The sequence below is a fragment of the Agrobacterium sp. SUL3 genome (assembly GCF_001263295.1).
Classification (GTDB): domain Bacteria; phylum Pseudomonadota; class Alphaproteobacteria; order Rhizobiales; family Rhizobiaceae; genus Agrobacterium; species Agrobacterium tomkonis.
On record NZ_KQ414500.1, the window covers coordinates 171,826 to 189,552 of the forward strand.

The window sequence follows — 17,727 nt, forward strand, 5'->3', positions numbered from 1 at the left end:
TGCCGCCTTGTCAACATTCTCAGGTTGGGCGGGAGCTACGATAGACCGAGACGCCAAGCTCGCGGATCTTTTTGCGCAGCGTATTGCGGTTGAGGCCGAGGAGATCGGCGGCCTTGATCTGGTTGCCGCGCGTCGCCGTCAGGGCAGCGAGAATCAGCGGATATTCGAGTTCCCGCAGCACGCGGTCGTAAAGGCCGGGCGGCGGCAGACCATCGCCGAAGCTGGCAAAATAATCCCGCATATTCTCCTCGACCGCCTGCGAAATGCTCAGCGTGCCGGTGCGGACCGCCATCTTGTCGAGCGGGCTGTCAGGAACATCCGACTGCAATTCCTGCTCGATGATCTCGCGGGTGATGACTTCCTGCGGATAAAGCGCCATCAGGCGGCGGATGAGGTTTTCCAGCTCGCGCACGTTGCCCGGCCAGGCATAGGCCTTCATGACCTCCAGCGCCTCGCTCTCGAAACGCTTGCCTTCCAGGCCTTCCTTTTCGCCCGTCTGGATGAAATGGCGCACCAGATCGGGAATATCCTCGGCGCGGTCACGCAGCGGCGGCAGGCGCAGCGGCACGACATTCAGGCGATAATAGAGGTCTTCGCGGAAAAGGCCCTGATTGATCGACTGTTTCAAATCCTTGTTGGTGGCGGCGACGATGCGGACGTCGGTGCGGATCGGCGTGCGACCACCCACCGTCGTATATTCGCCCTGCTGCAACACGCGCAGCAGGCGCGTCTGGGCATCCATCGGCATATCGCCGATTTCATCGAGGAAAAGTGTGCCGCCTTCGGCCTGTTCGAACCGGCCGGTCGAGCGGTTCTGCGCGCCGGTAAAGGCGCCCTTCTCATGGCCGAAAAGTTCGGATTCAATCAGGTCGCGCGGGATCGCCGCCATATTGATGGCGACGAAGGGGCCGTTGCGGCGCTTGCCGTAATCATGCAAGGCACGCGCTACCAGTTCCTTACCGGTACCGGATTCGCCCGTGATCATCAGCGTCAGATCGGTTTGCATCAGGCGGGCGAGAACCCGGTAGATTTCCTGCATCGCTGCTGAGCGGCCAACGAGCGGCATGCCGTCCTGCATGTCGTCATCCAGCTTGGCCGGCTTGCGCTTCGGCTCAGAAAGCGCGCGGCCGATGATGGCGATCAGCTCCGTCAGATCGAAGGGCTTCGGCAGATAATCGTAAGCGCCCTTTTCCGAGGCCTTGATGGCGGTCATGAAGGTGTTCTGGGCGCTCATGACAAGAACCGGCAGGTCCGGCCTGGCCTTCTTAATGCGTGGCAGCAGATCGAAGGCGTTTTCATCCGGCATCACGACATCGGTCACGACAAGATCGCCCTCACCCGCCGAAACCCAGCGCCAGAGCGTTGCGGCATTGGAGGTGATGCGCACATCGTAACCGGCGCGGCTGAGCGCCTGGTTCAGAACCGTGCGGATCGCGGCATCATCATCGGCGACGAGGATCGTAGCTGTCATGGGTCATTTCCTGTCGTGTTCGGCAAAGAGCTGTCGTCGAGCGCCATTTCCGGCGAGACGGGCAACAATACGCGGAAAGTCGTGCGGTGGTTCTGGCTGTCGCATTCGACGATGCCGCCATGGGCGCCGATCAGCTTGGCAACAAGTGCCAGGCCGAGGCCCGAACCATTCGTCTTGGTGGTAATGAAAGGATCGAAGAGATGCGGCAAAAGATCGGCCGGGACGCCCGGACCATTGTCATGCACGCAGAATTCGAGCGGCAGCGAGATGCGTTCCCGGCTGCCGGCAACCGAAAGGCGCATGCCGGGACGGTAAGCGGTGGTCAGCAATATCTCGCCATCCGGCTGGTTGCCAACAGCTTCCGCCGCATTCTTCACCAGATTGAGAAAAACCTGCACCAGCTGGTCGCGATTGGCATAAACAGGCGGCAGCGAGGGGTCGTAGTTCTCGGAAATCTTGATATTGCGGGCAAAACCGGCCTTGGCGATGGCCTTCACATGATCGAGCACGGAATGGATGTTGACCGGTACACGGTCCACCGGCCGCTCGTCGGAAAATACCTCCATGCGGTCGACCAGCGAGACGATGCGGTCGGTCTCGTCGCAGATCAGCCGCGTCAGCGCCCGGTCCTCGTCGGCAACCGACGTTTCCAGCAGCTGGGCGGCGCCACGAATACCGGACAGCGGATTCTTGATCTCATGCGCCAGCATCGAGGCAAGGCCGGTGACCGAACGGGCCGCCGCGCGATGGGTCAATTGCCGGTCGATCTTGTCGGCCATCGACCGTTCCTGAAAGACGACGACGACCGATCCCGGTTCGCTCACAACAGGCGCAACGTAAAGGTCGACCAACTTGTCCTGTCCGAGACGCGGAGAACTCAGATCAACGCGATATTCGTTGACCGGGGCCCTGCGCTCCCGCACCTGATCTATCAGCGCCAGCAGCGGGCTGCCGAAGGGAATGAAGGTGGAGACGCGGTAGCGGGCAAGATGGGAGGCGCTCGCCCCGAAAAAGGCTTCGGCTTCCCAATTGGCGAATGCAATGAAACCCTCGGCATCCACCAGAATGACGGGGTTCTGCACCGCGTTCAGAACCGCCATGGCGAGCGGGTTTGCATCTGCCGGGCTGTGTTTGTCAGCGCTCATGCGGCCTTCCTTGCGGCTTCTTCGCCCGCATTTTCGCAAAGGGCGGAACGCAGCAGATCCGCCACTTCCCCCGTGTCACGCGATGTCATGATTTTAGCCTTGTCGGGCGTGGTGAACTCAGGCGCGAAACGGTCGAGATACCAGCCCAGATGTTTGCGGGCATGCCTGAGACCGGCTTCCCTTCCGTAAAATTCCAGCATCATCTCGTAATGCTCAACGGCAATACCAGCGACTTCCGCACGCTCAGGCGCGGCGTGTCCGGCCAGCACTGCGGGCAACCAGGGCTGACCCTGCGCACCGCGACCGACCATGACGGCATCAGCACCCGAACGGCGCAGGATTTCGCGTGCATCTTCGGCGGTCTCGACATCGCCATTGGCGATCAGCGGCACGGAAATCACCTCGCGCACTGCGCGGATGGCGTCCCAGTCTGCGCGTCCTTCGTAAAACTGCATGCGGGTGCGGCCATGAATGGTAATGAGCTGAACACCTGCCGCTTCTGCGCGGCGGGCAATCTCGGGCGCGTTGATGGAGTTGTCGTCCCAGCCGAGCCGCATCTTCAGCGTGACAGGCACATCGACCGCGCCGACTGTCGCCTCAATCAGTGACAGGGCGTGATCGGGATCGCGCATCAACGCCGAACCGGAATAACCGCCCGTCACCTTCTTGGCCGGGCAACCCATGTTTATATCGATGATGCCGGCGCCGTTATCAGCGGCGATCTTCGCCGCTTCCGCCATGAAATGCGCCTCGCGTCCGGCAAGCTGCACCATATGCGGAACCATGCCGGCATTTTTCAGCCGCGCCCAGGATTCACCCCTGTTAGCGACGAGCTCGCGGCTGGCGACCATTTCCGTCACAACCAGACCAGCACCATAACGCCAGGCAAGCTGCCGGAACGGCAGATCCGTCACGCCCGACATGGGCGCCAGCACCGCACGATTACGGATCGTTACGGAGCCGATGCTGAACGGTTCTGACAATTCCGGAAGGGGCAACTGATGATCTTTCATGCAGAAGGGTTATTTGCATTATTTTTAGACAGTGTTTGCGCAGTTGCCAAGCACTTTTAGAAGGTTGCACCTTTTATTTGCGAGGCGGCTGCCTGCCTGTTTTGCGGTCGGTAGCAAATTGTGCAGATCCGGGCGTGCAATGACGTGCGATCCTGCGGCGTGCGAGATGAATGCGCGTCTTATCGGGCTGGCCATCCGGGTTTTGAAACGCTAGAGCATGACTGTCAACCGCTAAGGGTTGCGCGCAAAGCATAAGACCAATGCAGGAAAGTACTATGAAACTCGGCATCGTCATCGTCGCCGCAGGACGCGGCGAAAGGGCAGGCTCCCCCGAGGAAGGGCCGAAGCAATATCGCCCGATTGGCGGAAAGGCCGTGATCGAGCATACATTGTCGACTTTTCTTGGTTGGGACAGCACCTGCCCCATCGTGATCGTCAGCCATGCGGACGATGCAGCACTGCTCTCACCGATCCTGCAGCGGCTTGAAGCCGGCGAGCGGATCATCACGGTGACCGGCGGCGCGACACGCCAGCAATCGGTGCTGGCGGGGCTGGAAGCGCTCCCTTCGGAAGACCTGACGCATGTGATGATCCACGACGCCGTGCGGCCTTTCGTCGCCGTGGATATGCTGGAGCGTATCGTGGCGCTGCACGCGGAAGGTGCTCGGGGCGTTCTGCCTGCCCTGCCCGTTACCGACACGTTGAAACGCGGCGCGGATGATCGCGTTGTGGAGACGGTTTCCCGCCAGGGGCTTTATGCGGCGCAGACGCCACAAAGTTTCGGCTTTGGCGATATTCTCGCCGCACACCGCGCCGCTGCCATTTCCGGAAAGACCGATTTTACCGACGATGCGTCGATTGCCGAATGGGCGGGACTGCCGGTGACGCTGACCGAAGGTTCGGTCGACAATGTCAAACTCACTCTCAAGCGGGATATCGCCATGGCCGATGAAAAACTCTCTCACGCCTTGCCCGACGTGCGCACCGGCAATGGCTACGATGTGCACCAGCTGGAGACCGGGGATGGCGTGACGCTTTGTGGAGTCTTCATCGAACACGACCAGAAACTCAAAGGTCATTCGGATGCCGATGTGGCGCTGCATGCGCTCACGGATGCGCTGCTCGCCACCTGCGGAGCCGGTGATATCGGCGATCACTTCCCGCCGTCCGATCCACAATGGAAGGGCGCCGCATCGCGCATCTTCCTCGAACATGCGGCCAAGGTGGTGCGCGATAATGGCGGCACGATCATGAATGCCGATGTCTCGCTGATCGCCGAAGCGCCGCGCATCGGCCCGCACCGCCAGGCCATGCGCGAAGCGCTCTCGGACATGCTCGGCATTGCGCTGGAGCGCTGCTCGGTGAAGGCGACGACGAATGAGACGATCGGCTTCGTCGGCCGCCGGGAAGGCATTGCGGCCATCGCCACCGCTACCGTCGTTTACAGGGGCAGACCGTTATGAGCCTTTTTCCCGCGGACATAGGAGATCTGGCGCAGCGCATCATCGCCGATTTCACAGCCCGTGGTTTTATGGTCTCGACCGCCGAAAGCTGCACGGGCGGTCTGATCGCCGGTTCGCTGACCGAAATTTCCGGCTCTTCCGCCGTCGTTGATCGCGGTTTCGTAACCTATACAAACCAAGCCAAGATGGAGATGCTGGGGGTTGGCGCCGAGACGCTGACGACATTCGGCGCGGTATCCCGACAGACGGCGCTGCAAATGGCGCATGGCGCCCTGTTCCGCTCGCGCGCGGATTTTGCTGTGGCCGTGACTGGAATTGCCGGTCCGGGTGGTGGTTCCGCTGATAAACCAGTCGGGCTGGTGCATCTGGCCGCCAAGGCACGCAGCGGCGAAATCCTGCTTCACGAAATGCGTTACGGCGAGATTGGCCGCACCGAAATCCGGCTTGCTACCGTCAGAACCGCACTTGAAATGCTTGTAACCCTCAATCAGGCCGGGTCGGCGTAAATCTTGTCTGCGCGGGTCTCGAAGGCTTCGGCGAACATGCGGAAAGCCCGGTCGAACATCGACCCCATGACGGCGCCAAGCAACCGGCTCTTGAATTCGTAATCGATGAAGAAATGAATGGCCGAGCCGCCATCTTCCGATTCTTCGAAACGCCAGCGATTGTCGAGATATTTGAACGGTCCATCGATATATTTCACGTCGATGGCGCGCTCGGCCGGGTTCAGCAGCACCTGCGTGGTGAAGGTCTCACGAATGGCCTTGTAGCCCACCGTCATATCCGCCACCAGCAGCACCTTGCCATCCCGCTCCTTGCGCGAGCGAACGATGAGCCCTTCGCAAAGAGGCAGAAACTGCGGATATTTCTCCACATCGGCGACAAGGTCGTACATGCGGTCGGGTGAGTGTTTGACGTGACGATGCGTTTCGAACTGGGGCATAAGCGGCAGTTAATCGCCGATAACAAGAAGATCAAGAAGGCGGCGAAACTGTTTTCGGCTTTTCAGCTGGAATACAGGCACGTCGGGGCCGTAAAGGGCGAAATTCTGCTCGAAAATCGGAGTATGGCGGCGCTCGAAATTCCAGATATAACGCAGGAAATCGACGTCTATCCTTTCCGGACATCCCTCCGCCATTTCCGGCCGTGCCTTGCCATACCCCTTGATCGCCCGGCTGACGGCGCCCCACAGGCAGAGCCAGCGCGGCATGCGCACCCAGAGCACGATGTGAGACCGCGGCATACGCATATCGAAAGATGACGGATTGCTGCCATCCATCAACCAGCGCTCCTCCGTGACCATGGCGGCGATCCTCTGCCGCTGTTCTTCTCGCGGGCGCAATTGCCAGCCGGGCAGCCAGAAAATTTCGCGGTCCATGGAGATATAACGAAGCCCGAATTTGCGTGCGAGCTTCTGCGAAAGCGTCGACTTGCCGCCGCCAGAACAACCGACGACCATGATGCGCTGCGCCCCGGCGATGATTACAGCGGCGTCTTCCACTGTCTCAAGATAGTTCGGCATCCTATACCCTCATCATAACCGGAGAGATTGCCTGACGCGCGGACACCCGCATTAAAGCGATATTGTCGTCGCGCATGGCAGTTACGGAAAATTGACTATTGCAACCCCCTCACAGGGATTGCTATTTATTTGCCACTAATATTACACCCACTGGATGCAAACGCGCCGGGCGCTCCCATTTTTCCCACGCGTATTCATCTTTGGGTTCAGACCCGATACATAACCGCTTTGAGCCACTGAGTGAGCCGATGGACGATTTTTCCAACATCATCAACCTTCTCGAATCCGCCAAGCAACTCGCATCGATGAACGGCATGCCCGTGCTTGCCTACCTTATCGACGTTGCAAAATGCGAGGCGAGAGAGAACAAGCCTGTTCTGCGCAAGCGCAAACGCGGCGAATCGACCGCCAAGGAAGACTGTTAATTGCCGTTTCGTATGGCCGACCGATAAAGCCGGCTGGCCCAATCTTCAAGACGATGTCATAATCAGACAATGAAACGGGCCGCTTTTTCGAGGCGGCCATTTCTTTGCACAATGGAAACGACAGCGTCATGACAGTCGCATCGGCAGATATCAGAACCTACCGGCAGGAAAGACCTAGGGAACGGCACGGTTTCGTGCAAATCGTTCTCCCGGTCTCCGGCTGCCTGCGGATCGATGTGGGCGGACGGCAGGATGAACTGTCGACCGGGCGCGGCGTCTTCATCCACCGTAATGCGCCGCATACGCAGGAAGCAACGGCGATCAACCATTCGCTGGTGGTCGATATCGATGAAAGTGCTGTTTCCGAGCAGACACTGGAGAGATTTGCCCGCGTGCCGTTTCTCGATATTGCGCCTGATACACGGCAATTGATCGCCTATATGCACGGCCTCATCAAAACCGACGGCCGGCGCGACGATATCGCCGGTCTCTGGGCACCGCTGCTGGTGGACAGCCTCGCGACTGAAAAAAGCGATATCCGCCAGCGCCTGCGCGAACTCAGTGCGGTCATCAGGGCGGAGCCGTTCTTTTCGTGGACGATCGACATGCTGGCTGCCTGCGTGACGATCAGTGACAGCCGCCTGCATGCGCTGTTTCTCGAAGAATTCGGTCTCCCGCCTCACCGCTGGCTTGCAGGATTGCGTATGGACAAGGTCTGTACACTCCTCAGCGAATCCAGCCTGCCGATTGCGGAAATCGCGCTCAGGGCCGGTTTTTCCGACCAGACGGCGCTGACGCGCGCCATGCGCAATGCCGTAGGGGAAACGCCCGCCGCCTATCGCCGGAACTACGGCATTCACTAGATGTGAGCTTTCAGGAGGTTGTCCGTTCATCGAGGTGCGTGGGGCGTTACCCCCTCTGCCCTGCCGGGCATCTCCCCCACAAGGGAGAGATCGATCTGTGGCAAGGTCTCGCCCATCTCAACGTTTAAGAATGAAGCGGTGGGAGTACGTCTTGCCGATCTCCCCCCTTGAGGGGGAGATGCCCGGCAGGGCAGAGGGGGTAACGCCCCACGCACCCTCGATCCGCTATACACGGACAACCCTCTGCAAACCAACAATCAGAGCGACGGACAAGTCCTCAGGAGTTTTTGTCAAGACAGCCGTAAAGGGCTGTGGCACATCGCGGACAAAGTGAATGCGGATGTGACATGACATGAACAACAGGACAGGTCTCGGTGTTTTTTACGGCGTGCTGGCGGGTGCGCTCTGGGGCGGCATCTTTCTCGCCCCGAAACTCGTGCCGGATTTTTCGGCCCTGCAATTATCGACGGCGCGTTATCTCACCTACGGGCTGATTTCCCTCATCATCATCGGGCCGCGCCTGAAACGGGTATCGGCGCATTTCGGCGCGCGGGAATGGATCGCGCTTGGCTGGCTGAGCATGATCGGCAATATCGCCTATTATGTCTTCATATCAACGGCGGTGAAGCTGAGCGGTGTTGCCTTCACTTCGATCATCATCGGCTTTCTGCCCGTCGCCGTCACCATTATCGGCAGTCGCGACCATGGCGCGGTGTCGCTGAAGCGGCTGTGGCCGTCGCTTGCCTTCGGCGCAATAGGCATTATCGGCATTTCCTGGCAGTCACTGACGGAAAACGACGCGGGGCTGGATGTCTCCCGTGTCATCGGGCTTGCCTGCGCTCTCGGAGCACTCGCCTCCTGGACGGCCTTTGCTGTCGGCAATGCCCGTTGGCTGTCGCGTCTTCACGATGTCAGCGCTGATGATTGGAACATGATGACGGGTGTCGTGACTGGCGGGCTTGCGCTGCTGCTGGCCATTCCGGCCTTCAGCTTTGGTGGAGAAAGCCATAGCTCCGGAGACTGGCTGCATTTCGCTGCCATCGCCGCCGGGCTCGGTTTCACCGCCTCCATTCTCGGCAACGCCTTCTGGAACCGCATGAGCCGCCTTCTGCCGCTCACCATGGTCGGACAGATGATCCTGTTCGAAACGCTGTTTGCTCTGCTTTACGGCTTTCTCTGGGAAGGGCGTGGGCCGACCATTGTCGAGATCGTGGCGATCTGTTCGGTGGTGCTGAGCGTGATCTTGTGCATGCGGGCGCATAGGCCGGAGAAGGTTGTGGTGTGATTGGATTAAAGGCCGGGAACAGGCGGCGGAGCCATTTCACAAGCCTTGCCTCCCACTCATGTCATCCTCGGGCCTGTCCCGAGGATCCAATCACGTATCGCACAATCGATAGGTCGCAGATGCTCGGGACAAGCCCGAGCATGACGGTGGAGAGAGCGTATATCGCCCGATCCAGCAACCTACGTTGCCGAACCTTTATCCCTTATTCCGCGGCCGCCAGCAGCTTCTTCTCGCGGGCAGCGCGCAGGCGTTCGAAATCGTCGCCGGCATGGTGGGAAGAACGGGTCAGCGGGCTGGAGGAGACCATCAGGAAGCCCTTGGTGTAAGCCACCGTCTCATAGGACTTGAATTCCTCCGGCGTGACGAAAGCTTCGACCTTGTGGTGCTTGCGGGTCGGCTGAAGATACTGGCCGATGGTCAGGAAGTCCACATCGGCGCTGCGCAGGTCGTCCATCAGCTGCAGCACTTCGTTGCGCTCTTCGCCGAGGCCAACCATGATGCCTGACTTGGTGAACATGGTGGGGTCCAGTTCCTTCACCCGCTGCAAGAGGCGCACCGAATGGAAATAACGCGCGCCGGGGCGAACGGTGAGATAATTGCCCGGAACGGTTTCCATATTGTGGTTGAAGACATCTGGCTTGGCGGCCACGACACGCTCCAGCGCGCCGGGCTTCTTCAGGAAGTCGGGGGTGAGGATTTCGATGGTCGTGGTGGGAGATGCAGCACGGATCGCCCAGATGACCTTTTCGAAATGTTCAGCACCACCGTCGGCGAGATCGTCACGGTCCACCGAGGTGATAACGACGTGCGAGAGGCCCATCTGTTTGACGGCCTTGGCAACGTTCTCAGGCTCATCCATGTCAAGCGCATTCGGCTTGCCGGTCGCGACATTGCAGAAAGCGCAGGCACGGGTGCAGATTTCACCCATGATCATGAAGGTCGCGTGTTTCTTGTCCCAGCATTCGCCGATATTCGGACAGCCGGCTTCCTCGCACACCGTTACCAGCTTGTGGCTGCGCACCAGTTCGCGCGTCTCGTGATAACCCTTGGAGGTCGGCGCCTTGACGCGGATCCATTCCGGCTTGCGCATGACCTCGGTATCGGGCCGATGCGCCTTTTCCGGATGGCGGATGCGCTTTTCGTCGGACGACGTTCTGTCGAGAATAGTGACCATTTAAAACCTGCTTCCATCGCCTGTGGCGATCTAAACACCTGTTGGCCGGATGCTTTAGAACAATTCCAGAAAAAGCGTAAGCCCTTTCCGGTCACGAAGCATTTTCAGCGCCGTACCAGCTTTGCCAGGAACAGCAGAAGGCTGGCGCCGATGAAGGACGTGACGAAATAACCGAGCCTGCTGTCCTGCACGAAGACATCAAGGGTGCGAAGTACGGCGACGGCGACAACCGAGCCGACAATGCCCAGAATGATGTTCATGAAAATGCCGAAGCGCATGTCCATGAGCTTGCCCGCAAGCCAGCCGGCGAGACCGCCGATGATGATTGCTGCAATCCAGCCTACACTTTCCATTCCCACGCTCCCTGAAGAACAGTTCCTTTGAGGAACCGGCGTTGAGACATATGGGACACCCGGCAAGGTTAGACAATGCCGGGCATCACGCAGCACTTATGCGTTCAGCACACGCCCATAGGCGTCGAGCACGCTTTCCTTCATCGATTCCGAAATGGTCGGATGCGGGAAGATCGTGTGCATCAAATCTTCTTCTGTTGTCTCGAGGTTCATGGCGACAACGAAGCCCTGAATGAGTTCGGTGACTTCCGCGCCGACCATATGCGCGCCGAGCAGCTCACCGGTTTGTCTGTCGAAGATGGTCTTGACCATGCCCTGATCTTCACCCAGAGCGACCGCCTTGCCGTTCGCCGCGAAAGAGAAGCGGCCGACGCGGATGTCACGGCCCTGTTCCTTCGCCTTGGCTTCCGTGAGGCCGACCGACGCGACCTGCGGATTGCAATAGGTGCAGCCCGGGATCTTGAGCTTGTCCATCGGGTGAACATTCGGCAGGCCGGCGATCTTTTCGACGCAGATGACGGCCTCATGCTCGGCCTTGTGGGCGAGCAGCGGCGGGCCGGCGACATCACCGATGGCATAGATACCAGGCACATTGGTCTTGCCGTAACCGTCGATGACGATGAAGCCGCGATCGGTCTTCACGCCAACGGCCTCAAGGCCGATGCCTTCGACATTCGCCACGACGCCAACGGCGGAAATCATCCGGTCAGCGGTGATCTTCTCGGAAGAACCGTCCTTCTTCTCAAGCGTCGCAGTGACGGAGTTTGCAGCCTTCTCAACCTTGGAAACCTTGGTCTCCAGATGAATCTTGATGCCCTGCTTTTCCAGCTGCTTCTTGGCGAAGGCAGAGATTTCCGCATCTTCGACCGGCATGACCTGGCTCATGATCTCGACGACGGTAACGTCAACGCCCATTGTGCGGTAGAAGCTGGCGAACTCGATGCCGATGGCGCCCGAGCCCATGACGAGCAGCGACTTCGGCAGTTCTTCCGGCTTCATCGCCTCGAAATAGGTCCAGATCAGCTTGCCATCCGGCTCAATGCCGGGCAGCGCGCGCGGGCGGGCGCCTGTCGCGACGATGATGTGCTTGGCGGTGTAAGTGCCCTCGCCCAGCGTGTTCTTCGGAACCGGACCCTGCGGCTGAACCACCGGCTTGGTGGACTTGCCAACGACGATTTCACCCGGCTTGGTGATCTTGGCTTCACCCCAGATGATGTCGACCTTGTTCTTCTTGAACAGGAAACCGACGCCGTTGTTCATGCGAGCGGCAATGCCGCGCGAGCGGGCGACGATTGCCTTTACGTCCGGCTTGATCGAACCTTCCAGCGTCAGGCCATAATCCTTGGCATGGGTGGCGGTGTGCATGACATCGGCGGTGCGCAGCAGAGCCTTGGTCGGAATGCAGCCCCAGTTGGAGCAGATGCCGGCAAGGTGCTCGCGCTCGACAACGGCGACCTTCATGCCGAGCTGGGCGGCGCGGATCGCGGCAATATAACCGCCCGGTCCCGAACCGATGATGATGACGTCATAAGATTGAGCCATTGGAAATCCTGCCTTGTCTTAATTCGGATGACGGCATGCCGTTCCGAAACGGAATTATTGTCAAAGTCCGAGCATCATACGGACAACGGGCTCCAGCCCGCGGCCGATGGCCCGCGTGTTTTCAGCATCGAGATGAACGCCGTCCACTGGCGTCGTGCGGGCAACCGACCCGGCATCGAAAAAGCCGCAATCGAGTTCATCGGCAAGGTCCCTGTAGACGGAAGCCAGCATCGCCGATTCATCGATCGCATCACGAAAGATCGCGCCCATGAACGGATTGGCCGTTTCGCACAATTGCGGCGGCGCGACGATCAGAACATCAGGCGCTTCCCAGTCAGGCACCTGCCAGACGTGGTTACGCGTGAGTTTCACCAGCCGCTCGACACCCTTCATGGCGACAATGGCCGAACCATGGATCGCCGGTTTCATGTCGTTGGTGCCGAGCATGATAATGACCAGATCCAGGGGCGCGTGGCTGTGCAGCAGCGTCGGCAACAATCTGGCGCCATTGCGGTCACAATCGGCGGTGTGGTCGTCATAGGCGGTGGTGCGACCGCCCAGCCCTTCGTGGATCACGTGCACGTCAGGCCCGAGCGCCTTTTGCAAGACGCTCGGCCATAGATCGTCATGGCTGTGCCGGCCACCCGTTTCCGCATTTGATCCCCAGGTCAGGGAATCGCCAAAGCAGAGGACCGACTTCACCATGTCACTCTCCGATCAAACCAGCATGCCCATCGGGTTTTCGATGTAGCGCTTGAAGGCGCCGATCAATTCGGCTCCGAGCGCGCCATCGACGCAGCGGTGGTCGGTGGAAAGCGTGACCGTCATGACAGTGGCGATCTTGATCTCACCGTTCTTCACGACAGCGCGTTCCTCGCCCGCGCCAACCGCCAGGATGGTGGCATGCGGCGGGTTGATGACGGCGGAGAAGCTTTTCACGCCCATCATGCCCATGTTGGACACGGCGGTCGTGCCGCCCTGATACTCCTCGGGCTTCAGCTTGCGCTCCTTGGCGCGCTTGCCGTAGTCCTTCATCTCGTTGGAGATGGTGGAGAGCGACTTCTCTTCCGCCTTGCGGATGATCGGCGTGATCAGGCCACCCGGAATGGAAACGGCGACGCCGACATCCGAATGCTTGTGCTTGACCATGGCGCTTTCCGTCCAGGAGACGTTGGCATCAGGCACGTCACGCAACGAAAGCGCCAGCGCCTTGATGACCATGTCGTTGACCGAAAGCTTGTAGACCGGCTTGCCGTCCTTTTCGGGAGCAGCCGCATTGAGCTGTGCGCGCAGCGCCAGAAGCGTATCCAGTTCGCAATCCACGGAAACGTAGAAATGCGGAACCGTCTGCTTGGATTCGACCAGACGCTTGGCGATGACCTTGCGCATGCCGTCATGCGGCACCAGCTCGTAGGAGCCCTGTTCGAACAGCTTGAGAACCGCTTCGTCCGACTGACCCTTGGCGAGGGCCGGAGCCGGTGCGCCAGCAGCTGCTGCTGCCGGAGCGGCTTTCGCACCACCGGAAGCGGCAGCCTTTTCCACGTCGGTCTTGACGATGCGACCATGCGGGCCGGAACCGGAGACGGCCGAAAGATCGAGACCGGCTTCCTTCGCAAGACGACGCGCAAGCGGCGAAGCAAAGATGCGCTCACCGGACTTTGCAACCGGCGCCGGTGTAGAGGACGCGGCAGCCTGATCGGCGGCCGGCTTTTCAGCCTTGGCAGGAGCAGCGTCTTCCTTCTGCGCTTCGGCCTTAACGGCTTCCTGCTTCGGTGCTTCCGCCTTGGCCGGAGCGGCATCGCCGCCCTTTGCCGCCTCGGCCACATCCTCGCCATCGGCGGCGAGGATGGCGATCAGGGCGTTGACCTTGACGGCTTCGGTGCCGGCCGGAACAACCAGCTTGGCAACCGTGCCTTCGTCCACGGCTTCCACTTCCATGGTCGCCTTGTCGGTCTCGATCTCGGCGATCACGTCACCGGGTGCGACCTTGTCGCCTTCCTTGACCAGCCATTTGGCCAGATTGCCCTCTTCCATGGTGGGAGAAAGGGCAGGCATGGTGATGTTGATAGGCATGACTAGGCCTCCCCCCAAACGAGATTGAAATCTTCCAGGTCTTCAGGATGTTCCATGAGCCAATCCACCTGTGACGGTGTAATTTCGATGTATCCGGCAACGTCGACGAGCCATTCGCCGACTGCACCGATAACGCCGATATCCTCACGCGGAACACCGGCGACAACATCGCCATCACCGTCGTTGACGACGGCCCAGAAGATTACCCGCTCGAACAAAGGCGCGTCTTTGGTCCCTAAAACACGGTACCAATTTTCGGTTGCCGGGAGGATTTGTTTTATGACACTCAAAATCATCTCCCCTTATTTGTAGCAGACGGTTTTGACGGCCTGAACGACTTCATCGACGTTGGGCAGAGCCAGCTTTTCGAGGTTTGCCGCGTAAGGCATCGGAACGTCCTTGCCGGCAATCGTCAGGATCGGCGCATCGAGATAATCGAAAGCGGCGCGCATGACCTGGTTGGCGATGAAGTCACCGACCGACGACTGCGGGAAACCTTCCTCGACCGTGACCAGGCGACCGGTCTTCTTGACCGATTCGATGACGGTGGGCAGATCCATCGGACGGATGGTGCGCAGATCGATCAGTTCGACATCGATGCCAAGCTTTTCGAGTTCCGCAACCGCCTTGATCGCATAGGTCATGCCGATACCGAAGGAAACGATGGTCGCATCCTTGCCCTTGCGATGAATGCGCGCCTTGCCGATCGGCAGCACGAAATCATCGAGCTTCGGCACTTCGAAGCTCTGACCGTAGAGAATTTCGTTCTCAAGGAAGATGACCGGGTTCGGATCGCGGATAGCTGCTTTCAGCAGGCCCTTGGCATCGGCTGCCGTGTAAGGCATGACGACCTTGAGGCCCGGAATATGGCTGTACCATGCGGCGTAACACTGCGAATGCTGCGCGCCAACGCGGGCAGCAGCACCGGACGGACCGCGGAACACCATCGGCGCGCCCATCTGGCCGCCCGACATGTAAAGCGTCTTTGCCGCCGAGTTGACGATCTGGTCGATCGCCTGCATGGCGAAGTTGAAGGTCATGAATTCGACGATGGGCCGCAGGCCCGTCATCGCAGCGCCGACGCCGATACCGGCAAAACCATGCTCGGTGATCGGGGTGTCGATGACGCGGCGCTCGCCGAATTCCTGCAGCAGGCCTTGAGTGATCTTGTAGGCGCCCTGATATTCGGCGACTTCTTCACCCATGACGAAGACTTTTTCGTCGGCGCGCATTTCTTCGGCCATGGCGTCGCGCAGCGCTTCACGCACCGTCGTCATCACCATTTCCGTACCTGCCGGAATGTCCGGATCGGCTGCAACTTCGATCTTCGGTGCTGCCGGAACCTTGGCGGCTTCCTTGGCAGCGCTCGGCTCTTCGGCAGCTTCGCGGGTCTTGCCGCCGGCGGCATCAGAACCGGAATTTGCGGCTTCAGCCTTCGGCTCTTCCTTCTTGGCGGAAGAAGAGATGTCGTCGGCGCTTTCGCCTTCCTGAATGAGCACGGCAATAGCCGTGTTGACCTTGACGCCTTCGGTGCCGGCATCGATCAGCAGCTTGCCGATCACGCCTTCATCCACAGCTTCCACTTCCATGGTCGCCTTGTCGGTCTCGATTTCGGCAATCACGTCGCCGGATGTGACCTTGTCGCCTTCCTTTTTAAGCCATTTGGAAAGCGTGCCTTCCTCCATGGTCGGGGAAAGGGCGGGCATAAGAATTTCTACTGGCATGGGGTTCCCTTTCCCGATCAGAGCAGAATGTCGGTGTAAAGCTCGGATGCATCCGGCTCTGGGTCGTTCTGGGCAAAGTCGGCGCTGTCGGCGACGATATCACGGACATCCTTGTCGATGGCCTTGAGTTCGTCTTCGCTTGCCCAGCCCTGCTCCAAAAGCCGTGCCTTGACCTGCTCAATCGGGTCATGTTCGGAGCGCATCTTCTGCACTTCGTCTTTCGAACGGTATTTCGCCGGGTCGGACATGGAGTGACCACGGTAACGGTAGGTCAACATTTCCAGGATGATCGGACCCTTGCCGGAGCGGCAATATTCCAGTGCCTGGTCGGCGGCGGCCTTGACGGCGCGCACATCCATGCCATCCACCTGGATGCCGGGAATGCCGAAAGACTGGCCGCGCAGCGAATAATTCGACTGAGCGGTGGCGCGGGCGGTCGAGGTGCCCATCGCATAACGGTTGTTTTCAACGATATAGATGATCGGCAGTTTCCAGAGAGCAGCCATGTTGAAGCTCTCATAGACCTGGCCCTGGTTGGCAGCGCCATCACCGAAATAGGTCACGGAAACATTGTCGTTGCCACGATAACGGTTGGCGAAGGCAAGACCGGTTCCAAGCGAAACCTGTGCGCCGACGATGCCGTGGCCGCCATAGAAATGCTTCTCCTTGGAGAACATGTGCATGGAGCCGCCCTTGCCCTTCGACAGGCCGCCCTTGCGGCCGGTCAGTTCGGCCATGACGCCACGGGCGCTCATGCCGAGAGCCAGCATGTGGCCATGGTCACGATAGGCGGTGATGACCTGATCACCTTCCTTCTGCGACATCTGCATGCCGACGACGACGGCCTCCTGGCCAATGTAGAGGTGACAGAAACCACCGATAAAGCCCATGCCATAGAGCTGGCCGGCCTTTTCTTCGAAACGGCGGATGAGCAGCATTTCACGATAAGCGTGAAGTTCGTCTTCCTTCGAGAAGTCCGGGCTGTTCTTGCCGGTGAATTCGGTTGCAGCCTTTGCCGTGGTCTTGCGGCCGGATACGGTCGCTGGTTTTCGCGGCGCCATTCATCCCTCCCTGAGTTGCCGTTTGAATGGATAGATTGGCGCGTACCATATGCAAGAAAATGCCATGCAGCAATGCTTTAAACGCATGGCACATATTCACGCTAAGATGCTGTGAATAAATCACAAATGTTAAATTAACCTGATTTCGGTTAATTAGAAATATGTGTTCATGATGACGATTTCGTCCGTGCGGGACATATTCAGCTGGTAACGGGAAATTTCATCGATCATGTCTCGTTCCAGCGAGCCGTCACTCAGCAATTCCACCTGCCGCTCCAGCGCTACACGCGCCTGCGTCAGCTTTGCAAGCTCTGCGGTTCTGGCAATACGCTGCCGCTCCAGCCGCTCCGTCGCCTGAAGGCCGAAGTCGCCATGGATGGAATGATAGCCGAAATAGGAAAGAAAAGCGATCGTGATGGCCGGAACGATCAAACGGCCGAATCGTCTCTTTTTATGATGTCTGGTCCACATGCCGCAGAGAAGCCTTAAAACGCATAACCTTGAGTCTCGAGACTAAAGCGGATTGTTTAACTATCCGTTGACCTTAAATTGCGATCGGCAAATGGGCATAAAAAAAAGCCCGCCGGAGGGCGGGCTCAAACTGCTGACGAAA

The 17,727-nt window shown here is 59.2% G+C and carries 19 protein-coding genes; 5 read left to right on the plus strand and 14 right to left on the minus strand.

Annotated features, from left to right (window positions below):
- Positions 1-19: 19 nt before the first annotated feature.
- The 3 genes from ntrC to dusB are packed head-to-tail and all read right to left on the minus strand — an operon-like array spanning position 20 to position 3,629.
- Entirely contained in the window at positions 20-1,471 is a 1,452-nt protein-coding gene (ntrC, locus tag AKG12_RS08160; RefSeq protein ID WP_046800205.1) for a nitrogen regulation protein NR(I), read from the minus strand.
- Positions 1,468-2,616: a two-component system sensor histidine kinase NtrB gene (locus AKG12_RS08165; RefSeq protein WP_046800206.1), complete on the minus strand. Its 1,149-nt coding sequence runs from the start codon at positions 2,614-2,616 to the stop codon at positions 1,468-1,470. The genes ntrC and AKG12_RS08165 overlap by 4 nt, the downstream gene beginning before the upstream one ends.
- A complete protein-coding gene (gene dusB, locus AKG12_RS08170; protein ID WP_052818469.1) occupies positions 2,613-3,629 on the minus strand; it encodes a tRNA dihydrouridine synthase DusB in 1,017 nt (338 codons plus the stop codon). Before dusB ends, AKG12_RS08165 begins: the two co-directional genes overlap by 4 nt.
- A 275-nt stretch (positions 3,630-3,904) precedes the next feature.
- Here dusB and AKG12_RS08175 point away from each other — a divergent pair, with 275 nt between their 5' ends.
- Both AKG12_RS08175 and AKG12_RS08180 read left to right on the plus strand, forming a co-directional pair.
- Positions 3,905-5,092, plus strand: a complete 1,188-nt coding sequence (locus tag AKG12_RS08175) for a bifunctional 2-C-methyl-D-erythritol 4-phosphate cytidylyltransferase/2-C-methyl-D-erythritol 2,4-cyclodiphosphate synthase (protein WP_052818470.1) — start codon at positions 3,905-3,907, stop codon at positions 5,090-5,092.
- A complete protein-coding gene (locus AKG12_RS08180; protein WP_052818471.1) occupies positions 5,089-5,598 on the plus strand; it encodes a CinA family protein in 510 nt (169 codons plus the stop codon). Before AKG12_RS08175 ends, AKG12_RS08180 begins: the two co-directional genes overlap by 4 nt.
- Here the strand turns inward: AKG12_RS08180 and AKG12_RS08185 are convergent.
- A complete protein-coding gene (locus AKG12_RS08185; RefSeq protein ID WP_046800210.1) occupies positions 5,580-6,035 on the minus strand; it encodes a type II toxin-antitoxin system RatA family toxin in 456 nt (151 codons plus the stop codon). The genes AKG12_RS08180 and AKG12_RS08185 overlap by 19 nt on opposite strands.
- 9 nt (positions 6,036-6,044) lie before the next feature.
- Positions 6,045-6,614 (minus strand): P-loop NTPase family protein, encoded by a 570-nt coding sequence (locus AKG12_RS08190; RefSeq protein WP_052818472.1) that lies wholly within the window; start codon positions 6,612-6,614, stop codon positions 6,045-6,047.
- 248 nt (positions 6,615-6,862) lie between these two features.
- Here AKG12_RS08190 and AKG12_RS30690 point away from each other — a divergent pair, with 248 nt between their 5' ends.
- The 3 genes from AKG12_RS30690 to AKG12_RS08200 all read left to right on the plus strand — a co-directional run bounded on the left by AKG12_RS30690 (position 6,863) and on the right by AKG12_RS08200 (position 9,187).
- On the plus strand, positions 6,863-7,039 hold the full coding sequence (locus tag AKG12_RS30690; RefSeq protein ID WP_003496171.1) for a hypothetical protein: 177 nt from the start codon (positions 6,863-6,865) through the stop codon (positions 7,037-7,039).
- 128 nt (positions 7,040-7,167) lie between these two features.
- A complete protein-coding gene (locus tag AKG12_RS08195) occupies positions 7,168-7,902 on the plus strand; it encodes a helix-turn-helix transcriptional regulator (RefSeq protein WP_052818473.1) in 735 nt (244 codons plus the stop codon).
- Positions 7,903-8,254: 352 nt separating this feature from the next.
- On the plus strand, positions 8,255-9,187 hold the full coding sequence (locus tag AKG12_RS08200) for a DMT family transporter (RefSeq protein ID WP_052818474.1): 933 nt from the start codon (positions 8,255-8,257) through the stop codon (positions 9,185-9,187).
- A 202-nt stretch (positions 9,188-9,389) separates the two neighbouring features.
- On the opposite strand, the gene lipA is transcribed toward AKG12_RS08200, so the two are convergent.
- The 9 genes from lipA to AKG12_RS08245 form a co-directional block, all read right to left on the minus strand.
- Entirely contained in the window at positions 9,390-10,361 is a 972-nt protein-coding gene (lipA, locus tag AKG12_RS08205; RefSeq protein WP_046800214.1) for a lipoyl synthase, read from the minus strand.
- Between the two features lie 104 nt (positions 10,362-10,465).
- Complete coding sequence (locus AKG12_RS08210) at positions 10,466-10,714, minus strand: GlsB/YeaQ/YmgE family stress response membrane protein (protein WP_046800215.1); 249 nt, start codon at positions 10,712-10,714, stop codon at positions 10,466-10,468.
- A 96-nt stretch (positions 10,715-10,810) separates the two neighbouring features.
- The gene (gene lpdA, locus AKG12_RS08215; RefSeq protein ID WP_052818475.1) at positions 10,811-12,256 is read right to left on the minus strand and encodes a dihydrolipoyl dehydrogenase; all 1,446 of its coding nucleotides are present in this window, start codon (positions 12,254-12,256) and stop codon (positions 10,811-10,813) included.
- Positions 12,257-12,316: 60 nt separating this feature from the next.
- The gene (locus tag AKG12_RS08220) at positions 12,317-12,961 is read right to left on the minus strand and encodes an SGNH/GDSL hydrolase family protein (RefSeq protein WP_052818476.1); all 645 of its coding nucleotides are present in this window, start codon (positions 12,959-12,961) and stop codon (positions 12,317-12,319) included.
- 12 nt (positions 12,962-12,973) lie between these two features.
- On the minus strand, positions 12,974-14,329 hold the full coding sequence (locus tag AKG12_RS08225; protein WP_052818477.1) for a pyruvate dehydrogenase complex dihydrolipoamide acetyltransferase: 1,356 nt from the start codon (positions 14,327-14,329) through the stop codon (positions 12,974-12,976).
- Between the two features lie 2 nt (positions 14,330-14,331).
- The gene (locus tag AKG12_RS08230) at positions 14,332-14,619 is read right to left on the minus strand and encodes a hypothetical protein (protein ID WP_161991186.1); all 288 of its coding nucleotides are present in this window, start codon (positions 14,617-14,619) and stop codon (positions 14,332-14,334) included.
- Positions 14,620-14,631: 12 nt separating this feature from the next.
- Positions 14,632-16,053, minus strand: coding sequence for a pyruvate dehydrogenase complex E1 component subunit beta (locus tag AKG12_RS08235; RefSeq protein ID WP_052818478.1), 1,422 nt, complete (start codon positions 16,051-16,053; stop codon positions 14,632-14,634).
- A gap of 17 nt (positions 16,054-16,070) precedes the next feature.
- Positions 16,071-17,114 (minus strand): pyruvate dehydrogenase (acetyl-transferring) E1 component subunit alpha, encoded by a 1,044-nt coding sequence (gene pdhA, locus AKG12_RS08240; protein ID WP_046800221.1) that lies wholly within the window; start codon positions 17,112-17,114, stop codon positions 16,071-16,073.
- Between the two features lie 153 nt (positions 17,115-17,267).
- A complete protein-coding gene (locus AKG12_RS08245; RefSeq protein WP_003512872.1) occupies positions 17,268-17,585 on the minus strand; it encodes an FtsB family cell division protein in 318 nt (105 codons plus the stop codon).
- Between the last annotated feature and the right edge of the window lie 142 nt (positions 17,586-17,727).